Here is a 24732-nt window from a genome sequence, read left to right as displayed (position 1 = left end):
GTTACTTTACTTTGCCTGCAGCTTCTGAAAGTAATGTTAAGTATTCATCAATGGAATATTCAATCGCAAGCGGGTTTGGATTACCTGCCGCTGCCAGCGGAGTGTTATCTCCGATGATCACAACAGATCCATTTTGAACAGCAGGAATTTTACCAAGGATCGGGTCTTCCTGTAAGGCTTTTAACGTATTTTCATTTCCGTAAGATACAAGGATCTCAGCATCGTTCAGCATATCCGCATTTTCTGCGCTTAATTCCACGTAGAAACCGTCTTCATCTTTAAGCTGGCTCGTAATGCTTTCAGGGTATTCCATCCCAAGCTCGCTCAGGAACTCTCCGCGCGGGTCTGCTGGAGTGTATATGTAGAATTTAGAGAGATCATCCGCTGAAATGCTGACGAATGCGGCTTTCTTCCCTTTAAGTTCAGGGTGTTCGCCTGCTTTTTCCTGGATGAGTTTTTCGGTATCCGCAATCAGTTCCTTGCCTTCCTCTTCCATTCCCATCCCCATTGCATTATAGGTGACCTGTTCGCGCCATGAAGCAACCCAAGGGGCCGATTTATAAGCTACAACCGGTGCGATTTCACTCAATGTATCGTATTCTTCCTGCGTGATGCCTGAGTAGGCGGCCAAAATGACATCCGGCTGTGAGTCAGAAATCGCTTCAAAGTCCAATCCGTCCGTATCCTGGTAGATGTTCGGGCTGTCTTCTCCAAGCTCTTTCACTTTCTCTTTCGTCCATGGCAGCATGCCGCTGTCATCCTGAATGCCGTAGTTTGCTGCTGAGAATCCTACTGGCACCACACCTAAAGCAAGTGCAACATCATGGTTTGCCCATGAAATGGTCGCAACGCGTTCCGGCTTCTCTTCAATGACCGTTTCGCCGAATGCATGCTTGATCGTGATTGGATATTGTGTATCTGATTCATTTGAATCAGCCTTCTTATCAGATGCCTTTTCCGAACTGCCGGATTGCCCGCCTGAGCAGCCTGCAAGGGCAATCATAAGTACAGCTAGTAGTGAAACAGCCAGTGTTAAAAATCTGCGTCTTGTATTCATTTGTCGTTCCTTCCTTAGCACTAGTTTATTTGATAACAATTATCATTATCATTAATTTATCCTCAATATGTCAGGTTGTCAATGAAAATAATTATCAATTAGAATATGGAACATTCTCCCTGTCATTGCGTGACTGTTGACAATGCATGCCCCACCGCCTACAATTAGTCATTATTCAGAAATACTCAAATTTAATTAATAGAGCAAGCTATGATGGCTGTGGATCACACTACAGCCGGAGCAGCTTCTGGAGAGACCGCTTTAGCGGCGCCGAAGGGTTCACAATCTCAGGCAAAAGGACAGAAGAGTATAGATTTAGAGTTTGGTGTACCCGTTTTTCGGGCGGCAAATGCTATTTTGGTATTCTTCGAAAAGAGATTGGGAGTCTTCCCGTCTCTTTTTTTATTGGGTTTTTACATCTAAGAAGGAGGAAATCAAAATGGCACAGCAGGAATTGAAACGAGATTTGGCAAACCGCCATGTGCAGCTGATTGCAATAGGCGGAACAATTGGAACGGGGTTGTTTTTAGGGTCGGGCAAGGCGATTCAGCTTGCGGGACCGTCGATTATTTTCGCGTATTTGATAGTGGGGGTTGCCCTGTTTTTTATGATGAGGGCGCTTGGGGAGCTGCTGCTGTCAAAGGCGGGCTATGAGTCGTTTACGGATATTGCGGAAGACTATCTTGGACCGCGGGCGGCGTTTGTAACAGGGTGGACGTACTGGTTCTGCTGGATCATGACGGCGATGGCCGATGTCATTGCGGTCGGTGTCTACGTGCAGTACTGGTATGACATTCCGCAGTGGGTTCCTGCCATTGTGTGCCTGCTTCTTCTGCTTGGACTAAATCTGCTGACGGTGAAGCTTTTTGGGGAACTCGAGTTTTGGTTTGCGCTGATCAAAGTGGTGACGATTCTTGCGCTGATCGTCGTCGGGGTAATTTTAATTGTGATGGGATTCAAGACGGATGCGGGAACCGTAGCTGTAAGCAACCTATGGGAGCACGGCGGCCTGTTTCCGAACGGCATGACCGGATTTTTGCTTTCATTCCAGATGGTTGTGTTTGCATTCGTCGGGGTGGAACTGGTCGGCGTATCTGCCGCGGAAACATCAAATCCGAGAAAGAACATTCCGTCTGCCATCAATAAGATTCCCCTTCGGATTCTGTTTTTCTACGTCGGGGCTTTGATTGTCCTGCTCAGCATCAATCCATGGACGGAGCTGAACGCTTCTGAAAGTCCATTCGTGAAAACGTTCAGCCTGATCGGCATTCCGCTTGCGGCGGGAATCATTAATTTTGTTGTCCTGACGTCTGCCGCTTCTGCCTGCAACAGCGGGCTGTTTTCGACAAGCCGGATCTTGTTCACGCTGAGCAAACGCGGCCAGGCTCCGTCCTCCATGAGGAAGCTGACTAAGCAGCATGTGCCCGGCAATGCACTGTGGCTGTCAGCTGCGGTTGTGTCAGCGGGTGCGCTTTTAAGCAAGCTGATTCCCGAGCAGGCCTTCGGCATTGTGACGACAATCAGCGCCATCTGCTTTATCTGGGTGTGGAGTGTGATTTTGATCTGTCACATTAAATACCGCAGAAACCGCGGGGACCTGCATGCGGAATCCGCATTCAAGGCTCCGTTTGCGCCGTTCATCAACTATTCGGTGCTGGCGCTGTTCGGGCTGATTCTGATCGTGATGCTTGTGGCGGAAGAGACACGTCCGGCACTGATGCTGACGCCTGTATGGTTTATCTTGCTGTATGTCCTGTATTCTGCGAGAAAAAGGTCTCTGACCTGATGAAAAGAGGCTGCGTGGCAGCCTCTTTTCTGTTTTAGATGGAAGTGGTTTTGGCTGCATTTTCCCCCAGCCGCTGTTTTGCCGAGGCGCGGTGTGCTTTAACAGGAATAATGTTGAGTGCTTTTCCTAAGCCGTACGGAGGCATGTTCCCATAGATTGATTCGTAGTCTCCGGCTTTTACTTTATAGGTTTCATGGTATATGCCTACAGATGGATTGCTGCCAATCTTCTGATTGAAGTTTTTCCATGCCGCCATGTGCTTTTCGCTTCTTGCATAGGCAAGAAGATCCTCCGTCGAGCGCCAATATTGAATCATGACCGTTGTTCTCAGCCCGAAATAGCTTTCCATGGACAGAAAGCCTAATTCATCCTTGTTCATATAGAGCTCCCTGATCATTCCCGGCATGGCAAAAAAGACGGGAAGCCACTTATGAAGGGCGAGTCGCTTGTTTACCCTCATTCCGATTAGAAAGACAACGAGATCGTCCTGATTGTCCGTTGTGTACCGCCCGGCAAACTTTTTATCAGCCATCTTTAATCCCCCTCATTCAGTAATTGTTCAAGAGTGTTTGTGCACCATTCAATCGCAGCCTTTGTCATCCGTTTTCCGTAATCCAGTGTGAAGAGCCAGTAGACGGCATCCTCTGCGTGGTCTTTGTTGGCCGTAATGCTTTCTTCGATGTTTATATATGTAAGGTATCGTGCCTCTAACTTTTTCTTGTAATCCTCTAGAGTGGATACCGTGTTTTCTTTTGGCTGATGACGTCCAAAAAACAATTTAAGCAGAATTTCATTGCGCTCGGCCGGGATTTGTTTAATTGGTTCTTCAAGCCAGTTCTTAAGCGTTTCCTTCCCTTGTGCCGTGAGATGATATTCCTTTCGTTCCGGTTTCGACGGCTGAGAGGAGATCGTGACGGTTGCCAGTTCATCTTCGACAATGGTTTTTAGGGTCGGATAGATTTGCCCGTAGCTGATTTTCCAAAAATGAGTTAAACTCCTGTCGATCAGCTGTTTAATATCATAGCCGGTTCTGCAGTCTGTTGTTAAAATCCCAAGAATGGCGTAGGTTGTATCGTTGTAGGTTTTCAAATCTTTTCACCCTATCTAAAAGATATATATCATTTAGATATATTATACGTGTTTTTCCAGAAAAAACAAGATATGTAAATGTGAAGTTATAAAGATTTTGGATGCGTTTGTCGCGGAGCTGCCGTCACAGGATATTCGAATCAGTCTTTTTTGCCGTGAAAATTCATACATTTATTAGGGAATTGCATATCCGCTGAGAACTTATCCTTTTTAACCGCCCGGAAATGGTTTATAATTATCAGATAATAGTAAAATTTAATCTATTCATAATAGACTGTGATAAACTTATAGCAGAAGACTTGTGTATGTTCAAAGGTGGCATCCCGCATATATCGGCGGGAGCCTGCTCGTTTTTGCAAATTTAGGGGATAAGGATGGGTAGTATGAGCAGCTTAAAGAACAAAACAGACGTGGTTCTAATTGGTGCCGGGGTCATGAGTGCAACGCTTGGAGCGATGCTGAAAGAGGTAGCGCCGGATTGGAACATTAAAGTATTTGAAAAACTGGGAAGTCCGGGTGAAGAGAGCTCAAATGAGTGGAACAATGCAGGAACGGGTCATGCTGCGCTTTGCGAGCTTAACTATACATCGGAAAAAGCGGACGGTTCGGTAGATATCGGCAAGGCTGTGAAGGTGAATGAGCAGTTCCAGCTTTCAAGGCAGTTCTGGTCCTACTTGGTTAAACGAAATCTGATCCGCAATCCTGAGGATTTTATCATGCCGATTCCGCATATGAGCTTTGTGGAAGGGGAAAAAAATGTCGCGTTCCTGAAAAAGAGATTGGAAGCGTTATCAGCAAGTCCGCTGTTTCACGGGATGGAATTTTCAAGCGACCATCAAAAGCTGAAGGAATGGATTCCGCTTATGATGGAAGGCCGTACATCGTCCGAGCCGATTGCAGCGACGAAAATCGATTCAGGTACGGATGTGAATTTCGGCGCGCTGACGCGGATGCTTTTCGATCATTTGGAGAGAAAAAATGTGGAGGTCCACTACAAGCACAGCGTGGAGGACTTAAAGCGGACGCGTGACGGTTCATGGGAACTGAAAGTGAAAAACGGTTTCGGACAGGTTGAGCGCCACCGGGCGAAATTCGTCTTTATCGGAGGCGGAGGCGGCAGTCTGCATCTGCTGCAGAAAACAGGTATTCCGGAGTCGAAGCAGATTGGCGGCTTCCCTGTCAGCGGACTGTTCCTCGTCTGCAAAAATCCGGAAGTCATCGCGCAGCATCATGCGAAGGTTTACGGAAAGGCTAAGGTCGGCGCACCGCCGATGTCTGTTCCGCATCTTGACACACGTTACATTGACGGAAAAAAATCCCTGCTCTTTGGACCGTTTGCAGGCTTTTCGCCGAAATTCTTAAAAACGGGCTCAAACATGGATCTGATCAGTTCAGTCAAGCCTAACAACCTGATGACGATGCTTGCTGCAGGCGTGAAAGAAATGGCGCTGACCAAGTATCTGATTCAGCAGGTCATGCTGTCGCATGAAAAACGCATGGATGAACTGCGCGAATTCATTCCGAACGCCAAAAACGAGGAATGGGACATCGTCGTTGCAGGCCAGCGCGTACAGGTCATCAAAGATACGGATGCCGGCAAAGGAACACTTCAGTTCGGTACAGAGGTGGTCAGTGCCGGAGACGGTTCAGTTGCCGCCCTTCTCGGAGCATCTCCTGGTGCTTCAACGGCTGTTCATGTCATGCTCGAGGTCTTTGAAAAATGCTTCCCGCAGCATATGACAGCATGGGAGCCAAAGCTTAAGGAAATGATTCCTTCCTACGGCTTGTCCCTGTCGGATCATCCTGAGCTATTCCGCAAGATGGAGGAGTCGACCGGGCAAACGCTTGGTCTTGTGAAAAAAAAAGAACTCGTTTATAGCTAGGACCCCAAAAAGAAGGGGATTTGGACAACTATAAGCAGAAAAAGGTGCATTGCCCGGGGCAATGCACCTTTTTGCTGTGAGCGTGTATACAAGCCCCATAATGCGTTAAGAATGCAAGTATGATCAAACGTTTGGGGTGAATCGATGTATCTTTTGCTTGTCATTGCAGTCTGGATCTTATTTGCTTATAAATTTATCGACTGGAAACAATGGGAGAAGCAGTATCCGACGGTGCTTTTTTTTATTGTCGTGAACATGACGTACAATTATTTTTATTATGATCACACGCTTTGGGCATTCAGGGGAGTGACGGCAGAATGGCTGAACCATTCGATTATCAATGCCGCTTTTACCTTTTTCATCTGTCCGATGGGGCTGATTATTTATCTGCAGAGATTTCCTGCGAAAAGAAGAAATCAGTGGATCTACATAGGGGTCTGGACGGCCTTTTATTCCGCGCTGGAGTGGATTTTTTCGCATAAGGGCATGTATGTGTATGACAACGGATGGAACGGCTGGCTGAATATCCCGCTGAATCTGCTCTTGTTTATCGTCCTGACCATTCATTACAGGAAGCCTTCTATTGCTATTTTACTATCTGTTTTATCCGTCATCCTTTTTTACTTATTCTTCCCGTTTTCATGGGGAAACCTAAAGTAAAGGAGGATGCGAGATGCTGATACGCGATGTTTTATCTGTACCCGTGTTTCTCCTGCTGCTCTTTGTGACATACGGGTCTATGTGGCTTTATGTCATGAGACAGGAGAAGAATTTAAAGTAAAAAGCTGCTGATGACCTCAGCAGCTTTTTATGATGGCTTTTGTGATATATTTCGCCGGCCATTCGTTTAAAAGACCGAATACTTCAGCTTCATGGAAGCCGCTGCGCCGGATTTTGCTTGTGGCCTCTCCCCTCAGGATCTGCACGAGCATATGGTTTGGGACAGTCACTTCCTGCAGGAAAAGCTGGATTTTTTCAAGGTGGGACCGAAGCAGCCGAAATTCTTTGATTTCAAACATGACGTCATCTGCCTGCGGTTTGTGTTGTTCTGCAAGCTCCTGAAGCTTCTGGAGATGACGGGCAAGGCTCTCGTCCAAATCGTGCGGGAGCTGCTTACTCCAGCTTTCTGCTCTTTTAAGGACAGATGCATCCGGCACAGAGATGCTTGCGAGACTTAGCAAGCGGGGGTGAATCGCATCCGGAAAAGCAAGCTGCTCAATCTCTGTATAGATTGCTGCCGCAGAATGTGTTTCCGCAGCGTTCCCAAGCCGGGTTTGTAAGTCTTGAATCTGTGTGATGATTGGAGCGTGCTGCTCTAATACGGTTTGGATCTCCTTCAAAGCGTAAAGCTTCTCCATCGTTTCCTCAGATTGTACGGCGATTTCGTTGAACTGCCGTTCGATGGTTGCTATTCTCTTTGTTGCCTGTGGGATATTGACTTCATCCGGAAGGGCAGCCTCATCCTTTGAAACGTAATAGGAAACCGAGTAGCGGCAGGCGCTGCATGTGCAGATGATTGAATCTGTATCCGCATGCAGTGTGAGCTCTTTTTCATGGCTGCAGACTGTCCATTGCCAGGCCGGCGGAATGCTGCGGTAAGGACGCATGACAATTTCGACGCGGTGCCGCCAATAGGAGATGTCCTCCGGATATTTCAAAACGCCGAGCAGGGAGGATTTATTCATGATTTCGACCGCATGTATGACAGCCTCTTTGCTTGATGCAAGCCTGATCAAAGGATGCTGCGTGAAGGCGGAGTTTATTTTCTCGAGCCAGTGTCTGCGTTCAAATTTGTTCAGCCGTGCGCAAAACAGGTACTCCTGCACCACTTTTTTCACATGCCTGGAAAGGTCTTGGGCGGACAGCGTTCCATACGTTTCCGGATAAAAGTAGCCGGTCGAAAGCGGGAGTCCGCGCTGAACGGAATGTTTTTTCCAGAGGAACATTTCAGGCCTGATAAGGTATGGATAGAGCCGTTCCTGTTTGTAGACCGGAAGCGGGATAGAAGGCCGGTCTGTTCCGAGAAAGGTTTTTAAAAGGGTCATCTCTTCTTCCGGAACTGACAGGAGCTCCTTTGCGGCTGCCTGCTCAAGCCTTGACAGTGCCGCCCGTTCCTCTTTATGGCCGATGGAGCGGATCTCCGGATACTTGCGGCCTGCCGGTACGAACAAGAGGGAAGGATAGTCACCAAACTGATAGGCGATTTGCTGAAGCTGCATGTGCTGACACCCCGTTCATTGGAATATGTCATATTATAGAACGTTTTTGGGGTGGACTCCAGTTTGGATGTTTCTTATATAATAGGGGGAGAAGGAGTGATGCGCATGGAAAGCGGCAGGCAGGTGATCTGCGAAAAAAGAACGTATTCGAGAGAGTTTCATTCCCATAAGCATGACTTCGGGCAGTTTCTTTTTCCGCTGCAGGGTTCTCTTGAAATCCGGACAGACCGTCAGCAAATCCATTTAAGCGAGGACTCATGCTTTTACATACCGCCGGAGTTTAATCATGTGTACCGTTCCAATGACAAGAATGAATTTTTGATATTGGATATTCCAACGTACTATTTGCCGGATGAAACGGAGAGTCTGTTTCTGAATCTGGATCAGCAGTGGTCAGCCATCCGCTTTTTGCTGCTGGAAGAGGCTTCGGGAAGCAGGTCAGGGCTGAACGAGCTTACGCGATACGTGACTCAGAAACTGCACAAGACTCTGCCGCCATCCATTGCCTGGCTTCATGAGCATTACAACCGTCCAGTCACATTGGAGGTGCTGGCGGAGATTGAGCACTATCATCCGAATTATTATGTGGCCTGGTTTAAAGCGCAAACGGGGAAAAGTCCAAAGGCTTATCTCTCAGAACTGCGGATGAAGGAAGCGAAACGGCTGCTTTCAGGAACGGACCTAACCATCTCCCGCATCAGTGAAGACATCGGGTTTGAACACGTTTCTTCGTTTACGAGATGGTTTACGGGGCGGGAGGGCGTCTCTCCGAAAACCTTCAGGCAAAACGGCTAAAAAGAACCTTATTCTCTGTAAAGAAAAACGTCCTGTTCTTCTTTATGATGAGGATAAGGTCTTTTTATTGGAGTGATTGGGATGAAAGAAAAACTTGCTACTCTGTGGGTGCTGCTCGCAGGGGTACTATGGGGAACAACGGGCACGGCACAGACGTATGCACCGGATGCGGCGCATCCTATTGCTGTCGGGGCAGCGCGGCTTGCGGTAGGAGGTCTTTCTTTGTTGCTTGTCGCCATACTGTTTGGACAATTAAATCTGCGGAACTGGCCCATTAAAGTGACCGTTGCGGCTGCACTGTGCATGGCTGCCTATCAGCCTCTCTTTTTTACCGCCGTGCAGCAGACAGGAGTGGCTGTCGGAACTGTCATCGCCATCGGAAGCGCTCCTCTCTTATCCGGTGCATTAGAGTGGCTGCTGCTTAGAAAAACGCCGTCAAAAGGATGGTGGATCTCGACATTGCTGTCCATCATCGGGTGCTTTCTGCTCTTTTTCAATAAAGGTGCCGCAAATGCAGATCCTTCGGGCATACTTATGGCTCTTGGCGCCGGTCTGTCCTTTGCTGTCTATACAATCGTCAGCAAAGGGCTGGTGCACACCGCACCTTCCCTATCGGTTGTCGCTGTCGTCTTTACGCTGAGTGCCGTCTTTTTATCTCCGGTTCTCTTTTTCTATGATATGAGCTGGATGGCTGAGCCGGGCGGATTGGCCGTGAGCCTGCACCTCGGCCTGCTTGCGACAGGCGCTGCGTATCTTCTTTTTGCCAAGGCGCTCGTGCACGTTCCCTCCTCGACCGCCGTCACGCTGGCATTAGCAGAGCCTCTGACTGCCGCCATGCTTGGGGTGGTGCTGGTTCGTGAACAGCTGGATTTGCTTTCATGGGCGGGGGTTTCCTGTTTGATATTGGGTATTGGGTTTTTAGCTGTATTTTCGCGAAGGGATCGGGCGGAAAGGGTGGTTAAGCAGTCTGCAGGTTTCAAAAAAACACTCTAATTTTGCCCAAGTCTTTTACTCTCCTATAATAAAAACAAAAGCAAAAAGGAGAGTGCCTCATGAATCTTGAAGATGTGTTAATCATCGGAGCGGGAATCAGCGGTCTGACGGCTGCCCAAAACGTGCAGATGCTTTCTGAAAACAAGGTGCTTCTTCTTGATAAAGGCAGAAGTCCCGGGGGACGGTTTGCCACCAGGAGGATTGGAAACGGCACGTTTGATCATGGCGCCCAGTTCCTGTCTGCTTCCAGCAGGGAATGCCAAGAGCTCCTGGAGGACTGGCAGCAGCGCGACTGGATCCGGCCGTGGTTTGAGGAAAACGCAGTAAGGTTTATGGCTGACAAAGGCATGAACGGGCTTGCAAAGCGGGTGGCTGAAGGTCTTCGCGTTGAGTGTGAGGTTGAGGTTGAAAGAATTGTGGATCATGGAGAGTATTATGCAGCTGAAGGGTTGAATAAGAAAACGAACGAGCCGTTTATCCTGAAGGCCCGCTCCCTCTTCATGACCTGTCCTCTTCTACAAACCCTGAAGCTTCTTGATGCGGGAAATGTGCAGCTGAAAACCGGACAGCGAAACGAGCTTGAAAGAGTCAAATACGTTCCCTGCCTCGCCGTTTTGATGGAGCTTTCCGGAGAATCAGGCCTTACCTATAAAAAGGAGGCTGTTCCAGGTGTAATATCCTGGATGGCTGATAACCGTGCAAAAGGCATCAGTGAAACCGGGGCATTAACCGTTCATATGGATAACGAGTGGTCATCGCGGCATTACGATCTGTCTGATGAAGAGATTCTGGCACAGGCGATGCCATCGATTCGCACCGTTTTAGGCGATGACCCTGACATGCTAAGCGTTCAGGTGAAAAGATGGCGCTATGCTCAGGCTATTGAGCAGATCAAACGTCCTTTTTTGAATGTGGGAGTGAACAAACCGCTGCTTATTGGAGGAGATGCATTCAAGGGAGACAGCAAATCCTCTGCATCTAAAGCCGAGCATGCGATTCGTTCGGGGCTTGCAGCGGGTGCGTTTTTGTCACGGTTTTGAGCTACTATGATACCGTTCCCAATCGTTGATTTGATCTCATTTGTGTGATACGTTAAATCTATCTTTCAGGAAATGGAGGTTTTCTCAATGACAGCATCTATTAGACTTCGATTCCAGGCTTTGAACGCTTGCTAGCATACAATCAAAGGCTCTGCACACAAGCAGAGTAAATGGAAGTGGTCTGCCTGCTTAGGGAAACCTTTATTTAGCGATACGTATAAGAAGAAGGGGCATTTTTTAATAACTGCACCAGAAAAGGCTTCTTTTTCTATCCATTTCCTCTTTGATTGTCTGTATTTATAAAAATACAAATCAAAGGAGAAGCCGGTATGAACAAAAATAAAGTGATAGAGATCGCACATAAACATGCCATATATGTTAAAGAGGATTCATTGACATTTAATCAGTCAGGACTTGATTTTCTTGTCGTTTTTGCAGAGGATGCAGTAGGTGAAAGATGGGTTTTGCGCTTTCCGAGAAGAGAAGATGTTCTGCCATCTGCGGATAAGGAAAAACGGACATTGGATCTGATTGTGCCGCGTATTGCTGTTGAAGTTCCGCAGTGGCGCGTATATACCGATGAGTTAATTGCATACAAACAGTTAACGGGTGTGCCTGCTGGAACCATTGATCACGAGGCAATGGCTTATGTGTGGGAAATTGACGAAAAGAATGTGCCGTCTGTATTTACAAAAACCCTTGCAGAGGCAATGGTATCGCTTCATCGCATTCAGAGTAAAGCAGTTGAAACGGCGAATTTGCCAGTAGAAAACGCTGAAGAGGCAAGAAAGAATATGATGAAACGAATGGAAAACGTAAGAGCTGAGTTTGATGTGAATGAAAAGCTGTGGAAAAGGTGGCAGGACTGGGTGAACAACGACACGCTATGGCCTGCTGAAACGTGTCTTGTTCATGGTGATCTGCATGCGGGTCATATTTTAATTCATTCATCCGCTCGAGTGACCGGTATCATTGACTGGACAGAGGCCTCAGTGACAGATCCTGCAAATGATTTTGTACCGCACTTACGCACCTTTGGAGAACAGGCTTTGAAGGATCTTATCTTGCATTATGAACAAGCGGGCGGCTATGTTTGGCCCAACATGGAAAAACACATTATTGAATTAACGGCAGCATATCCAATTGGTATTGCTGAGTTTGCGCAGAAATCAGGATTGGAAGAATACAAGCAAATGGCAAAGCAGGTATTGGGCGGAAATCAGTAAGTCCTTTGCTCTCTCCCTTATGGGGAGGGAGTTTTTTTGTAACAATAATGAAAACCCTGCAAAATTGAACCCGCAAAAATCGGGTTTATAGACGGTCTGCCTGCTAATCTGTTATCAAAGGAGGTCATCTGATGGGAATGCTGGAACACATGAATGAGGCGTTGTCTTATATTGAGGAAAATCTGGAAGAAGAGCTTGATTACAAGGAGGCAGCCAGAATTGCTCTCTGTTCGGAGTACCATTTTAAACGAATGTTTTCATCTCTTGCGGGCATTTCTCTGTCTGAATATGTCCGGAGAAGAAGGCTGACCCTTGCGGCATTTGAACTGAAGAACAAAGAAGTGAAAGTGATTGATGTCGCAATCAAGTATGGATATCTTTCTCCGGATTCGTTCACGCGGGCGTTTCAGCAGCTGCATGGACTGACGCCGTCTGAAGCGAGAACAGGCAGACATACGCTTAAAGCTTTTCCGAGGATGACCTTCCAGTTAATCATTAAGGGAGGCAGCGAAATGAAATACCGTTTAGAAGAAAAGGAAGCTTTTCAGATTGGAGGCATCAAAAAAAGAGTACCCATTATATTCAATGGGGTGAACCCTGAGATTGCCGCCATGTGGCAAAGCCTGACCATGGATGCCATTCAAGAATTAAAATACCTTTCTAATGCTGAGCCTTCAGGTATTATAAGCGCATCTGCAAACTTTTCTGAAGGAAGGATGGAGGAAAAAGGCGAGCTCGATCATTACATTGGTGCAGCCACGACGAGGAAGGTCCCTGATCACCTTGATATCTTGAAGGTTCCGGCTATGACATGGGCTGTTTTTGAAGCGTGCGGCCCTTTTCCGGAAACGCTTCAGGAGATATGGGGCCGCATCTATTCAGAGTGGTTTCCTTCTTCGTCCTATGAGCTGGCAGAGGGCCCGGAAATTCTCTGGAATGAGCATAAGGATACGGCATCACCGGATTTTAAGAGTGAGATTTGGATACCAGTTATAAAAAAGAACGGATGATAGACGCTCCCTCAAATACCCGCTATACTTGGAGAAACATTCCAATTTGAGAGGGGCTCACTTTGTGAAAAAGCTCATCCTTCCTGTCCTCGCCGGCCTTTTGCTTGCCGGATGCGGGTCAGATGAAGAGAAAGCGGCAGCTTATACAGAGCAGCAGGTCGAAAAGCTGTACGGCGTTAAGGCCGAAACATTCAAGATAGAGGAGCAGCAAGGGTACGGGTCAACGATTGTCATTGTGTTGGCCTCTCTTTTCGGGGATACGTATGATCTCACGCTGAAAACAGAGGATGATCTAACCTTTGGTGCGTCCATTACTGGAGAACTGTCTCAATTTCATGTTTATTACGTGTTCGAAAAGCACAAATTTCTTCTGAAAGAAAATAAAGAGTATCAGGAGCAGGTCAGCATACTCGAAGAAAATGGAATTAGCGAAATCCAAATGGGGCAGGGATTTGGTTCAACAATTGAAGCAAGCGGAAAAATAAAAGCCGAAAACGCAAATGCCGGACAAATAATGGACGCTCTCACTGAAATGTCCGAAATGATCATAAAGGATGTTCCATATAGTCTGTCTTTGAACATGGAGACAGAAGAACCTGGTCAAAACATCGAGACGCTTTCCTACAGCAACAGTGAGACAGGAAGGCTGAAGGATTCTCTTGAAACATATCTGCAGACCTTCAAACTCCATGACACCTTTGAAACGTCTGTTGAAAGTAAGCTGGAACCATTGGGACTGTCAGGATATTCATCTCTCACCGAGCGTTTCGAAGAGGATGAGGAAGAGTATTACGAGCAATCAATCGGGCTGAGCTTAAGAGAAACATATAATGAAGAAAATCTTTTAAAAGCAATCGCGCTTTTGAGAGAGAACGGCATGAATGATGCACAGGTGTATATCTTCTTCCAAGCAGGCAGCCGTACAGAATCATGCAAGGCGAGTGTGCTGATAAATGCTGCTGACTTAAGACGCTGCTTCGGCATTGAGAACGAATGAAAAGAACCTCCGGCCACCCGGAGGTTCTTCTTATAATGCTTCTTTAATCACTTTTTTAGAGTATAGGACAGACAGCACACCGAAGATTGAGTAGAGCATTGTGTAAAGGGCCATTACAATGATCATCGGTGTCCAAACTTCGGCCCCGAAGATGAACCAGCCGGACTGAACAGCGAAATAGCTGTGGAGCAGGCCGATTACAAGCGGAATGCCGAAGCTGAAAAGCTGTTTTGCGCGCAGGCCTTTCAGCAGGTCTCCCTGTGTAAAGCCGAGCTTGCGCAGAATCGTGTAGCTTGGCTGTTCTTCTTCGCTTTCGCCCATTTGTTTAAAGTACAGAATGCATCCTGATGTGACAAGGAATGAAAGGCCAAGGAAGCCTACTATGAACATGGCAAGACCCATGTTGCGCTTTTGGGTGTTGAGTGTTTCAAGCTGGGAGTCATTAGGGGCATCTTCTCCAAGCTTCATCGATACGAAAAGGTCATTGGCGCTTTTTAGCTCTTCTTTGTCCGAAATGTTCACAGCGATGTAAAAGGATTCAGGGAGCTGGATCTCTGGGTTTTTATCTTTTTTCAGCTGCTGAAAGACGGAATCATCGACAATGGCTGCCGGCAATCCGCCTGAGGTGAAGTACCAGAAGACGGGAGCTTCTTTTTCCATTCCCAAATACGTTTGCGGGATTTCACTTGTTTTTCCGAGAAATGTAACCTTTCCGCTGTCATCAAGCGGCATGAATTTCTGCAGCAGGTCACTGTAGCCGGAAAAGAGGGTTTCTTCCTTTGAAAGCTCTTTGCCGGCTGCAGCATCGCTTATGACAGCCAGTACCATCTTACTCGGTTCATAGTTAATCTCTTCAATGTTCGATGTGAATATATCAGAGATATCCACCCCTGCCATCACAATTTCAATTGAGGACGTATCATACGCGATTCCCGCATCATCCAGAGCTTTTTCAAATTGCGCGGCATGTTCGCCGTTTGAAAAAGCAAAATCGTCCGGCACTTGATTCTGTGCTGTTTTTTCAGCTGAGTAGTAGGAGATATAGCTTAATGACAGCAGCCCAATCGCAAGAGCTGAGACGGTTGTGATAATGGTTAAAAGCAGGGCGTTTGATTTCATCCGGAACATGATGGATGAGAGTGAAAGGACTTCATCAACCTTCAGGTATCCGTCTTTTTTCTTTCGGATCAGATGGAAAAGAAAGCTGACAGACCCTTTGTAAAAGAAGTAGGTTCCCAAAATAACGGAGCCTAAAATGAAAATCATCGCCATGAAAAGGCCGGTCGTCGATTTAAAGTCTCCGCCGAACAGTCTCGAGGAAACATAGTATCCTGCAGCAATCATGGCCATGCCTAAAAGACCAATAATGATTTCAACTGCGGTCATTTTTTTCACTTTCTCTTCTGTCGATGAAAGCACTCTAAAGAGCGAGAGAATGCTCTGCCTTTTGATAAAAAGATAGTTCATCAGCATAATCAGCGTGTAAATGACTGTAAAGACAATCAGCGTCTGTACGAGGGCCTCACTCGAAAAGTGAAGCTTTGCCACATCATCTGTCCCTGTAATTTTGAAGAGAATCATCATCACCAGCTTGGAGATGGCAAATCCGGCAAAAATACCAAGGGCAAGTGAACCGAAATACAGCATGAAGTTTTCAGCGGTCAGCAGCCGGAAGATTTTATGTTTTGTCATCCCGATCAGCTGAAACAGCCCGATTTCTTTGCTGCGGCGCTTAATGAAAATGTTATTGGCGTAGAGCAAAAAGATCGTGACAATAGCAATTAACAGAACAGAGGCTGATTTAATCGCCGCCCCTCCCTTGATGGAGCCTTCAACCGCATCCATAGATGGGTCATACTGGAGGGTGACGAATGAAAAATACAGCGCCACGCTGAAAAGAAGCGCGAAAATGTACAGGTAATAGTTTTTCAGGTTCTTCTTGAAATTTTTAAAAATCAGCTGATTAACGCTCATCCTGCACACCGCCCAGAACGCCCTGCGTTTTCATAATGTCTTTAAAGAAATCCTGTCTTGATTGTCCGCCCTTGTTCAGCTGTGTGTAAATCTGCCCGTCCTTAATAAAGATGACTCGGCTGCAGTAGCTCGCCGCAGCAGGATCGTGCGTGACCATGACGATGGTCGCTTTGCGCTTGGCGTTCAGGTCTGTCAGTTTGTTCAACAGATCGGCTGCTGATTTGCTGTCAAGTGCACCGGTCGGTTCATCCGCAAAAATGATGCTCGGTTCATGGATAAACGCGCGGGCCGCGGATGTGCGCTGCTTTTGACCGCCTGAAATTTCGTTTGGGTATTTGTCCTTCAATTCGGCAATGCCAAGCTCATTTGCAAGAATGTCAAACCGCTGATCTGCTTCCTTCTTGGGTACGTTTGAGATGGAAAGCGGAAGAAGGATGTTTTCCTTCACTGTCAGTGTGTCGAGCAGGTTATATTCCTGAAAAATAAAGCCGAGATGGTGCTTCCGGAATTCAGCCAGCTGCTTTTCCTTCATGCCTGTCATCTCTTTGTTCTCGATGCGGATGGTGCCGCCACTTACTTTATCAATAGACGAGAGCACGTTCAAAAGCGTGGTTTTGCCGGAGCCGGATGCTCCCATGATGCTCACGAACTCACCCTCTGAAATCGAAAGGTCAATGCCTTTCAGCACATCCTGTTTATTAAATTTGTTACCATAGCTTTTCTGAAGTTTGGCTGCTTCTAAAATGGCCATTGTGTGTTCCTCCTCTTTAATCGATACCTTTAGTATAAAAAGGGGAAAGCATCTTTTCCTTTTATTGTGCGAACAAATAAAGAAAGCATGTGACATTGTTGTCACATGCTCATGACAGCTGCGAAATCGTTCTTTTTCGGGAAGGAGAGAGTAAAGACGGTTTCCTGACCCGGTACAGAAGCTGCTTGGATTTCAATCAGAAGCGGAGCAGCTGCTTTCTTGGCCAAATAAAGGCCCATTCCGGTCGCCGCTTGATCCTGATGATTGGCGGTGGACGTGAACCCTTTGTCAAAAATCCGGGGAAGGTCTCTCGCCTCAATGCCTCTGCCGAAATCTCTGATTTTAAGCTTGGTGTTTCCATGTTCGAGATAGCTCCGGATTTCAATGTCAGACGCCTCGCTGTATTTCACCGCATTCGTCAGGATCTGCCTCAAGATAAACGCAATCCACTTTGCATCTGTAAGCACTTCCCGCTGCTTGAGCTCAATGTCAAAGCCAATGCCCTTTTGGATGCACCAGGCCTGAAGGGTTTTCAGCTCGCCGAAGAGAACATCTTCAAGGTCGATCATCTCAATATATAGATCGTTTTCAATGAACGGGATCCGCTTTTGATGGAGCTGCTGGTCGAGCAGCAAGTGAATGCGGAGCCACTCATAGGTTAAATTCGTTTTCGTCTGTCCGTCCTCCATCCGTTCAATCATGAGGTGCATCGCCGTCAGCGGCGTTTTTACCTCATGAATCCAGGACAGGAGATCATCTTTTTCCTGCTGGAGAGAGATGTAATGGCGCTGCGCGTCTTTCTTCAGGAGCCCGGTGTGATCAACCAGCGTCTCCTCCACCAGCTCTTCAAAAGGACTTCCTGGTACTGGAATACTTGTCACATCCAGATTTTTTTCCCTTTCCTGAAGCGCTTTAAAAAAGGCCGTTTCTTTCTGATAGCGGACAGCCAGGAACACAAGAAAAGACAGAAGGGATAAAAAGACGATGTACAATACGCTCTTAAACGGGACCGCATTGTCAATAAACGAGATAAAAAGGAACAGAAGATGGATGAACAGGTAAAAGAGAATCCAGCTTAAGCGCTCTTTCAGATAAACACGGATCATAGAATTTCCTCTTCCAGGGCCACATAACCCTGTCCCACTTTCGTTTCGATAAACCGTCCGAGCCCAATATCCTCAAGGCGCTTCCTCAGCCTGTTCACATTGACCGTCAGTGTGTTGTCGCTGATAAACCGCTTATCATCCCAGAGGCTGTTGATCAGCTTATCCCTGCTCACAATCTTATTCTTCTGTTCAATCAACAGCTTCAAGATGAACATTTCATTCTTTGTGAGCTCGACGGTCCCTTGATCATTCGTAACGGAGTTCCGCTCATAATCAACCGCAGCACCGCACCACGTCTTGAGGTGGACCTGTTCCGTGCTGTAGTTATAAACCCTCCGCAGAATGGCCTGAATTTTCGCGATCAGCACATCAAAGTGAAAGGGCTTCTGAACAAAATCATCGGCTCCAAGCTGCATCGACATCACCATATCAGTCGGGTGATCCCGTGAGGATAAAAAAATGATCGGGACATTGGAATGAGACCGGATCATCCGGCACCAGTGAAACCCGTCAAACTTCGGGAGCTGAATGTCAATGATCACAAGATCCGGCTTCACTTCCGAGAAATCCTGCATCACCCTGCTGAAGTCCGTTATGCCGTAAACGTCGTACGACCATTGATTCAGACGGTCTTTTATTTCCGTGAAAAGAGAAAGGTCATCTTCAATTAATAAAAGTTTAAACAACTGCCTCACCACTCAGGATAGATTTCAGATACTTCAAGTTTATAGCAAATTTTGGACATTTTCCATCATGCAAAAAAAAGACACCCCGTAAAGGGTGCCCGTTAAAGAGATGCCTGAACCTCAGCAGGTGACGCGTGCTCTTTTTTTCCGTGCAGCATGTAGTAAAGCCCAATGCTGAGAATGACGGCAAATCCGAGGATCACGTAAAGCGTACTGTAGCCTGTTACCGGAATGACGAACCCGAGAAGGTAAGGCCCAAATCCGAGTCCTGCATCTAAAAAGATGAAGAATGTGGACGTGGCAAGCCCCATCCGGTGCGGTGGCGTCAGTTTAACTGCAATCGCCTGCGTGGCAGACTGCATATTTCCGAATCCGAGTCCGATTAAAACGCCGGAGAGGAGAAACACCGTGCTCGTGCTCGCCGTGCTTAATAGGAAAAGCCCGGCAGCAAACAGCAAAAACGCCGGATACATGACATAATTGGCTCCTTTTTGATCGAGCAGCCTTCCGGTGAACGGACGCGACACAAGGACAGCTGCGGCATAGACGATGAAAAAGAAGCTCGCTGTGCTGACAAGGTCAATGTCCATCGCATAGAAGTTGATAAAGGACAGAACGCTCGAATAGCAGAACGCCACGGCAAGGGTTATGACCGCAATCGGCAATGCCCGGGGCTCAACAAAGCTTGAGAGGCTAAACCCTTTGACGGCCGCATGCTTGGGCTGACCGGCAAGTGGCGGAATCGTTAAGGAGAAGGCAATCAGCAGGCTGAGAACGCCAAGCGCAACACAAAATGTGAAGATTGTCTGAAAGCTCGCGTGCTGGCTCAAGTAAAGCCCGATAAACGGCCCGATTGCTGTAGCAAGCGTCGCACTCATGCTGTAATACCCGATTCCTTCCCCTTTTCTAGAGGCAGGGATAATCTGTGCCACAATCGTTCCCGTCGCTGTACTTGCCATGCCCAGGGTAATCCCGTGCAGAAGACGGTTAGCTAATAGAAAGCCCAGTCCAAGCTCAAAAAAGTAAAAAGAAGTGGTGATCGTAAAGAGAATCAGCCCGGTATAAAGTATTTTTCTCCGGCTGAAGCTTGCGATCAGTCTGCCGATGAACAGCCGGCCGATCAGAGCTCCGATGATGAAAATACCAGTCACAAGACCGGCTTCACTTGTTGAAGCATGGTATTCATCCACCGCAAACACCGCGATGGTGACCATTAATAAGTAAAAAATCAGGGTTAAGAAAAAGTTAATGGACGAAACAACGATAAAGTCCTTCGTCCACAGTTTGTCTTTATTCAAATGACTTCACCTTACTCTCTAATATTTTTCCGGATGTCTTCCATCACCCGGATGCATGCAAGCTGTTCTTCTTCTGAAATGCCTTTTAGAATGTCCAGCTCATATTCATCAATTGTGATCCGCACCTTCGCGTACAGCTTTTTCCCTTCTTCAGTCAGCTGCATCCGCTTCTCGCGTTTATCTTTTCCGGCAACCTGTTCAACATAATTCAGCTCTTCAAGCTTGCTGATGGTCCTTGTCACGGTCGGCTTTTCAACGCCCTGATAGCCGGCAAGCTCGACAAGCGTTGCCGTCCCGTAATTGGACAAATAATGAAGAACAGACCACTGCGCCCTGTATAAATCATGCTTCGCAAGCTCCAGGTTCAGCCTGTTTTCAAACGGTCTGTATAAAAGCAGAAGCTGCTGAAAAAATTTCTGATACGTTTTTATGGAAAACACCCCGCTTAAAATAGTTACCTTAGATAACAGTTATCCTAAGTAACTAATATAGCAGAGAAAATCAGCCGTGTAAACCGGATTGCTCGGTTTGATTGTTGACATGAAACGGGAATATATGTTACTTATTTAGTGGGTTAGCACTCTAAGGTGATGAGTGCTAAAAAAGCTGAAAGGAGATTTTTAATATGGCAAAAATGCAGTTTAAAGCAGAATCTAAGAGATTATTAGACATGATGATCAACTCGATCTACTCCCAGAAAGAAATCTTTTTGCGCGAGCTGATCTCAAACGCAAGTGATGCGATCGATAAAATCTACTACAAGGCATTAACAGATGACAGCCTGTCATTTGATCAGAGCAGCTATTACATAAAAGTGAGGGCAGACAAGGAAAAGCGCACCCTCACGATTGCCGATACAGGAATCGGAATGACGAAAGAGGAGCTTGAAAACAATCTCGGAACCATCGCACAGAGCGGTTCTCTTGCATTCAAAAGCGAAAATGAGCTGAAGGACGGGCATGACATCATCGGCCAGTTCGGGGTAGGATTCTATTCAGCATTTATGGTTGCGGATGCGATTACGGTTACAACGAAGACAATCGGCGCAAGCGAAGCATACAGATGGCATTCTGACGGTGCAGACGGCTATACAATCGAGCCGTGCGAAAAAGAGGAAGTAGGCACGGAAATTATCCTCAGCATCAAGCAGAACACAGAAGAGGATTCATATGATGAATTTTTGGAAGAGTACCGCTTGAAGGCCATCATTAAAAAGTACTCGGACTTTATCCGCTACCCGATTAAGATGGATTCAACGGTCAGCAAGAAAAAAGACGGCAGCGAAGATGAGTTTGAAGAGACGGTCGAAGAGCAGACGATCAACAGCATGGTACCGATCTGGAGAAAAAATAAAAACGAGCTCACGGATGAAGATTACGAGAATTTCTATCACGAAAAGCATTACGGCTTTGATAAGCCGCTTAAGCATATCCACATCAGCGTCGACGGTGCTGTGCGCTACAATGCCATTCTCTACATTCCGGAGCAGATTCCGTATGACTACTACTCCAAAGAGTTTGAAAAGGGGCTTGAGCTTTACTCCAACGGGGTGCTGATTATGGAAAAATGCTCGGATCTGCTTCCTGACTATTTCTCTTTTGTCAAAGGAATGGTTGATTCAGAGGACCTGTCACTGAACATTTCACGCGAGATCCTGCAGCAGGACCGCCAGCTGAAGCTCATTGCGAAAAACATTAAAAACAAGATTAAGAGCCAGCTTCAAACCCTGCTGAAAGATGAGCGCGAAAAATATGAAACGTTCTACAACTCTTTCGGCAGACAGCTGAAGTACGGTGTGTACAGTGATTTCGGAGCGAACAAAGAAGACCTTCAAAATCTTCTCATGTTCTACTCATCAAAAGAGAAAAAGCTGATCACACTTGATGAGTACGCAGCTGCGATGCCAGAAGGCCAGCCGTACATTTACTACGCTGCAGGCGAAAGCCACGAGCGTCTAGAAAAGCTTCCGCAAACGGAAGTTGTGGCAGATAAAGGCTATGATATCCTCTATTTCACTGACGAAGTCGATGAATTCGCGATCCGCATGCTCATGTCCTATAAAGAAAAAGAATTCAAGTCGATCTCAAGCGGAGACCTCGGCATAGAATCAGATGACAGCGACAAGAGCACAGAGACAGACGAACAGGACAGCAAAGAGCTGTTTGAAGAGATGAAAACCATCCTCGGCGGCAAAGTAAAAGACGTCCGCATCTCAAAGCGTCTGAAAAGCCACCCTGTCTGCATCGCGACAGAAGGCGAAGTCACAACCGAAATGGAAAAAATCCTGAAAGCCATGCCGAACAGCCAGAACATCAAGGCCGAAAAAATCCTTGAAATCAACAGCAGCCACGACGTCTTTGCCTCGCTGAAAGATGCGCACGCAAACGACAAAGAAAAATTGGCCCTGTACACAAACCTCCTCTTCAACCAGGCCCTCCTCATCGAAGGACTGACAATCGAAGATCCGGTAGAGTTTACAAACGATATATGCAAGATCATGGTGTGAATATAGCAAGCCGGCAGGGACCAAGTGGTTCCTGCCGGTTTTTTATTTTAGGTGTGGAGGATTTGCGCAGGTAATGATTTAGCTGACTTTCGCAGCTCAGGGCCGCAAATCAACTGACAAATGGTCAAGATCTTGCTAGAAAAAGAGGTATTTGGGTTGTGAAAAGCTGGGTTGGTAGTAAAACGAGGAAAGTTGGTTGTTACGCATGAATTGTTGGTTGTAAATTGAGCGAAGTTGGTTGTGTTGTCCGGATTGTCGGTAGTAACGCACTCGCCTCCGATTTTGCGGATTCGCGAAGGTCCATGATTTAGCTGCCGTACGCAGTCCAGCACCGCAATTCAACTGACAAATGCCCAAGACCTTGCTAGAAAAAGAGCTATTCATCAACCAAATCCACAAGAAAAACGCCATTCTCCAGAATGGCGCCTCTCCCAAACAACCTTTACTTCGGATGCATCTTAAATTTCAAAAACAGCTCATTGTAATAAGCGAGATTCTTTTTCCCGAGGTTTTCGTATACTTCAAGTTTCTCCGTCAGTTCAGGCGGAGGATAGAAGCGCTCATCGCTGACCATGTCCTCGGGCATGTATTTCAGTGCCTCTTTGTTTGGAGTGGAGTAGCTTACGTACTCTGTGTTTTCTGCAGCCACTTCGGCATCAAGCATGAAGTTGATGAATTGATGAGCCGCTTCCACGTTCTTTGCTGTTTTCGGGATGACCATGTTGTCGAACCAGAGATTTGATCCTTCTTCAGGTACAACGTACTCCAGGTCTTCGTTTTCATACATGATTTCAGATGCAACACCTGACCACACAAGACCGATTGCAGCCTCCTGGTTTTCAAGCAGCATCCGGCTTTCATCCCCGACAACCGCTTTAACATTCGGAGTAAGGGTATCAAGCTTCCGTTTAGCTTCCTCGAGGTGCTCCGGGTTTGTATCATTCAGGGAATAGCCAAGGCTGTTGAGCCCCATCCCCATGACTTCACGCGCACCGTCAATCAGGAGGATCTGGTTTTTGAGCCCGGGATCCCAAAGATCATTCCAGCTCTCAATTTTCTTCCCGCCAATCATGGACGGGTTGTAGACGATGCCGACTGTTCCCCAGAAATAAGGAATGGAGTACTTGTTTTCAGGGTCAAACGGCAGATCCATAAAACGCTGGTCAATATTTTTCAAGTTCGGAAGCTTTGAGTGATCAAGCGGGATCAGCAAATCTTCCTGCCGCATTTTATCAATCATATATTCAGACGGAACGGCAATGTCATACGTTGTCCCGCCCTGTTCAATTTTCGTCATCATGGCTTCGTTGGAATCAAATGTTTCATAAATGACCTTGATGCCGGTTTCCTTTTCAAAGCGGTCAACTAAATCCGAATTGATGTAGTCCCCCCAGTTGAAAATGGTCAGGGTGTTGCCGCTTGAATATCCCTGAGAGGAATTCAGCTCAGAGATGGCATATAAAAGAATGCCGGAAACGAGCGCAATCGCTATAAAGACGCGAACCAGCTTCTTCATTTTTTAACCCCCCATCCGTTTTGTCTGTTCCGCTGGGTGATGAAGTAGTAGACGATAACAAGCAGAACGGTGAACAGGAACAGCAGGGTGGACAGCGCATTGATGTTCAGGGCGATGCCGCGCCGTGCAAGGGAGTAAATTTCAACGGAAAGCGTCGTAAATCCGTTCCCCGTCACGAAAAAGGTTACCGCAAAGTCATCAAGTGAAAACGTCAGGGCCATGAAGAACCCCGCGAAAATACCGGGTGTGATGAACGGAAGGACAACCTTTGTCATCACATTCCATCTGCTTGCACCAAGGTCGCGTGCTGCATCAAGCAGTGTCGGGCTCATCTCCATCAGCTTCGGCAGCACCATCAGGACCACAATCGGTACGCTGAAGGCGATGTGTGAAAGAAGAACAGAGTAAAAGCCGAGCTTGATTCCCGCCATCGTGAACAAGATCAGGAATGATGCACCGATGATTACGTCAGGGCTTACAATCAGGACGTTATTGAGTGAAAGCAGCGTATTTTTGGTCTGCCTGCTTTTAAACGAGTGGATTGCAAGAGCACCCATGACCCCGATAATCGTTGAAATCAAAGCGGACAACAGCGCGATGACAAGCGTGTTCAGCACAATGATCAGCAGCCTTGTATCGGAGAAAAGCTCTTTATACCAGTCAAGCGTGAAGCTTTCAAAATTGTACATCGTGCCGCCGCTATTGAACGAGTAAAACACAAGGAAGAAGATCGGCGTGTACAAAATCATGAAAATCAGCACTAAAAAGATACGTGACAAAGGGGATATTTTTTTATCCAA

General features: G+C 46.9%; 22 protein-coding genes and 1 riboswitch. Of the genes, 10 read left to right on the top strand and 12 right to left on the bottom strand.

Going from position 1 to position 24732, the window contains the following annotated elements; all coding sequences use genetic code 11:
- Position 1: 1 nt before the first annotated feature.
- On the bottom strand, positions 2-1057 hold the full coding sequence (locus tag JOJ89_RS20800; protein ID WP_203289260.1) for an iron-siderophore ABC transporter substrate-binding protein: 1056 nt from the start codon (positions 1055-1057) through the stop codon (positions 2-4).
- A gap of 237 nt (positions 1058-1294) precedes the next feature.
- Positions 1295-1370, top strand: a riboswitch (glycine riboswitch).
- Between the two features lie 126 nt (positions 1371-1496).
- Here JOJ89_RS20800 and JOJ89_RS20795 point away from each other — a divergent pair.
- The gene (locus JOJ89_RS20795) at positions 1497-2843 is read left to right on the top strand and encodes an amino acid permease (protein ID WP_203289259.1); all 1347 of its coding nucleotides are present in this window, start codon (positions 1497-1499) and stop codon (positions 2841-2843) included.
- A 34-nt stretch (positions 2844-2877) separates the two neighbouring features.
- Here the strand turns inward: JOJ89_RS20795 and JOJ89_RS20790 are convergent, their stop codons facing one another.
- Positions 2878-3375, bottom strand: a complete 498-nt coding sequence (locus tag JOJ89_RS20790; protein ID WP_203289258.1) for a DUF4188 domain-containing protein — start codon at positions 3373-3375, stop codon at positions 2878-2880.
- Between the two features lie 2 nt (positions 3376-3377).
- Entirely contained in the window at positions 3378-3932 is a 555-nt protein-coding gene (locus tag JOJ89_RS20785) for a PadR family transcriptional regulator (protein ID WP_203289257.1), read from the bottom strand.
- Positions 3933-4315: 383 nt separating this feature from the next.
- Here JOJ89_RS20785 and JOJ89_RS20780 point away from each other — a divergent pair, with 383 nt between their 5' ends.
- Positions 4316-5815 (top strand): malate:quinone oxidoreductase, encoded by a 1500-nt coding sequence (locus tag JOJ89_RS20780; protein WP_029283031.1) that lies wholly within the window; start codon positions 4316-4318, stop codon positions 5813-5815.
- A gap of 144 nt (positions 5816-5959) precedes the next feature.
- Complete coding sequence (locus tag JOJ89_RS20775) at positions 5960-6475, top strand: CBO0543 family protein (RefSeq protein ID WP_203289256.1); 516 nt, start codon at positions 5960-5962, stop codon at positions 6473-6475.
- 137 nt (positions 6476-6612) lie between these two features.
- On the opposite strand, the gene JOJ89_RS20770 is transcribed toward JOJ89_RS20775, so the two are convergent.
- Positions 6613-8034 carry an RQC-minor-2 family DNA-binding protein gene (locus tag JOJ89_RS20770; RefSeq protein ID WP_203289255.1) on the bottom strand — a complete coding sequence of 474 codons (1422 nt, stop codon included), beginning with the start codon at positions 8032-8034 and terminating at the stop codon, positions 6613-6615.
- Between the two features lie 99 nt (positions 8035-8133).
- On the opposite strand from JOJ89_RS20770, the gene JOJ89_RS20765 reads away from it, so the two are divergent.
- The 6 genes from JOJ89_RS20765 (at position 8134) to JOJ89_RS20740 (ending at position 14095) form a co-directional block, all read left to right on the top strand.
- The gene (locus JOJ89_RS20765) at positions 8134-8829 is read left to right on the top strand and encodes a helix-turn-helix transcriptional regulator (protein WP_242524722.1); all 696 of its coding nucleotides are present in this window, start codon (positions 8134-8136) and stop codon (positions 8827-8829) included.
- Positions 8830-8910: 81 nt separating this feature from the next.
- Entirely contained in the window at positions 8911-9822 is a 912-nt protein-coding gene (locus JOJ89_RS20760; RefSeq protein WP_203289254.1) for an EamA family transporter, read from the top strand.
- A 59-nt stretch (positions 9823-9881) separates the two neighbouring features.
- The gene (locus JOJ89_RS20755) at positions 9882-10862 is read left to right on the top strand and encodes an NAD(P)/FAD-dependent oxidoreductase (RefSeq protein WP_203289253.1); all 981 of its coding nucleotides are present in this window, start codon (positions 9882-9884) and stop codon (positions 10860-10862) included.
- A 329-nt stretch (positions 10863-11191) separates the two neighbouring features.
- Complete coding sequence (locus JOJ89_RS20750) at positions 11192-12088, top strand: macrolide 2'-phosphotransferase (RefSeq protein WP_203289252.1); 897 nt, start codon at positions 11192-11194, stop codon at positions 12086-12088.
- Positions 12089-12219: 131 nt separating this feature from the next.
- The gene (locus JOJ89_RS20745; RefSeq protein ID WP_203289251.1) at positions 12220-13098 is read left to right on the top strand and encodes an AraC family transcriptional regulator; all 879 of its coding nucleotides are present in this window, start codon (positions 12220-12222) and stop codon (positions 13096-13098) included.
- Positions 13099-13162: 64 nt separating this feature from the next.
- Positions 13163-14095, top strand: coding sequence for a hypothetical protein (locus JOJ89_RS20740; protein WP_203289250.1), 933 nt, complete (start codon positions 13163-13165; stop codon positions 14093-14095).
- Positions 14096-14125: 30 nt separating this feature from the next.
- On the opposite strand, the gene JOJ89_RS20735 is transcribed toward JOJ89_RS20740, so the two are convergent.
- The 6 genes from JOJ89_RS20735 to JOJ89_RS20710 all read right to left on the bottom strand — a co-directional run bounded on the left by JOJ89_RS20735 (position 14126) and on the right by JOJ89_RS20710 (position 20350).
- Positions 14126-16069, bottom strand: coding sequence for an ABC transporter permease (locus JOJ89_RS20735; RefSeq protein ID WP_203289249.1), 1944 nt, complete (start codon positions 16067-16069; stop codon positions 14126-14128).
- A complete protein-coding gene (locus JOJ89_RS20730; RefSeq protein ID WP_029283050.1) occupies positions 16059-16820 on the bottom strand; it encodes an ABC transporter ATP-binding protein in 762 nt (253 codons plus the stop codon). Before JOJ89_RS20730 ends, JOJ89_RS20735 begins: the two co-directional genes overlap by 11 nt.
- Positions 16821-16921: 101 nt before the next feature.
- Positions 16922-17926, bottom strand: a complete 1005-nt coding sequence (locus JOJ89_RS20725; RefSeq protein WP_203289248.1) for a sensor histidine kinase — start codon at positions 17924-17926, stop codon at positions 16922-16924.
- Entirely contained in the window at positions 17923-18612 is a 690-nt protein-coding gene (locus tag JOJ89_RS20720; protein WP_203289247.1) for a response regulator transcription factor, read from the bottom strand. Before JOJ89_RS20720 ends, JOJ89_RS20725 begins: the two co-directional genes overlap by 4 nt.
- A gap of 101 nt (positions 18613-18713) precedes the next feature.
- The gene (locus tag JOJ89_RS20715; RefSeq protein WP_203289246.1) at positions 18714-19910 is read right to left on the bottom strand and encodes an MFS transporter; all 1197 of its coding nucleotides are present in this window, start codon (positions 19908-19910) and stop codon (positions 18714-18716) included.
- An 11-nt stretch (positions 19911-19921) separates the two neighbouring features.
- A complete protein-coding gene (locus JOJ89_RS20710; protein WP_081414217.1) occupies positions 19922-20350 on the bottom strand; it encodes a MarR family winged helix-turn-helix transcriptional regulator in 429 nt (142 codons plus the stop codon).
- Positions 20351-20535: 185 nt separating this feature from the next.
- Between JOJ89_RS20710 and htpG the strand changes: the two genes are divergently transcribed.
- On the top strand, positions 20536-22416 hold the full coding sequence (gene htpG, locus JOJ89_RS20705) for a molecular chaperone HtpG (protein WP_203289245.1): 1881 nt from the start codon (positions 20536-20538) through the stop codon (positions 22414-22416).
- Between the two features lie 442 nt (positions 22417-22858).
- On the opposite strand, the gene JOJ89_RS20700 is transcribed toward htpG, so the two are convergent.
- Positions 22859-23932: an ABC transporter substrate-binding protein gene (locus tag JOJ89_RS20700; protein ID WP_203289244.1), complete on the bottom strand. Its 1074-nt coding sequence runs from the start codon at positions 23930-23932 to the stop codon at positions 22859-22861.
- Complete coding sequence (locus JOJ89_RS20695; protein ID WP_029283069.1) at positions 23929-24732, bottom strand: ABC transporter permease; 804 nt, start codon at positions 24730-24732, stop codon at positions 23929-23931. The genes JOJ89_RS20700 and JOJ89_RS20695 overlap by 4 nt, the downstream gene beginning before the upstream one ends.

The sequence above is a fragment of the Metabacillus sp. cB07 genome (assembly GCF_016839225.1).
GTDB classification, from domain to species: domain Bacteria; phylum Bacillota; class Bacilli; order Bacillales; family Bacillaceae; genus Bacillus_P; species Bacillus_P indicus.
This window is presented reverse-complemented; position numbering and strand designations above follow the sequence as displayed.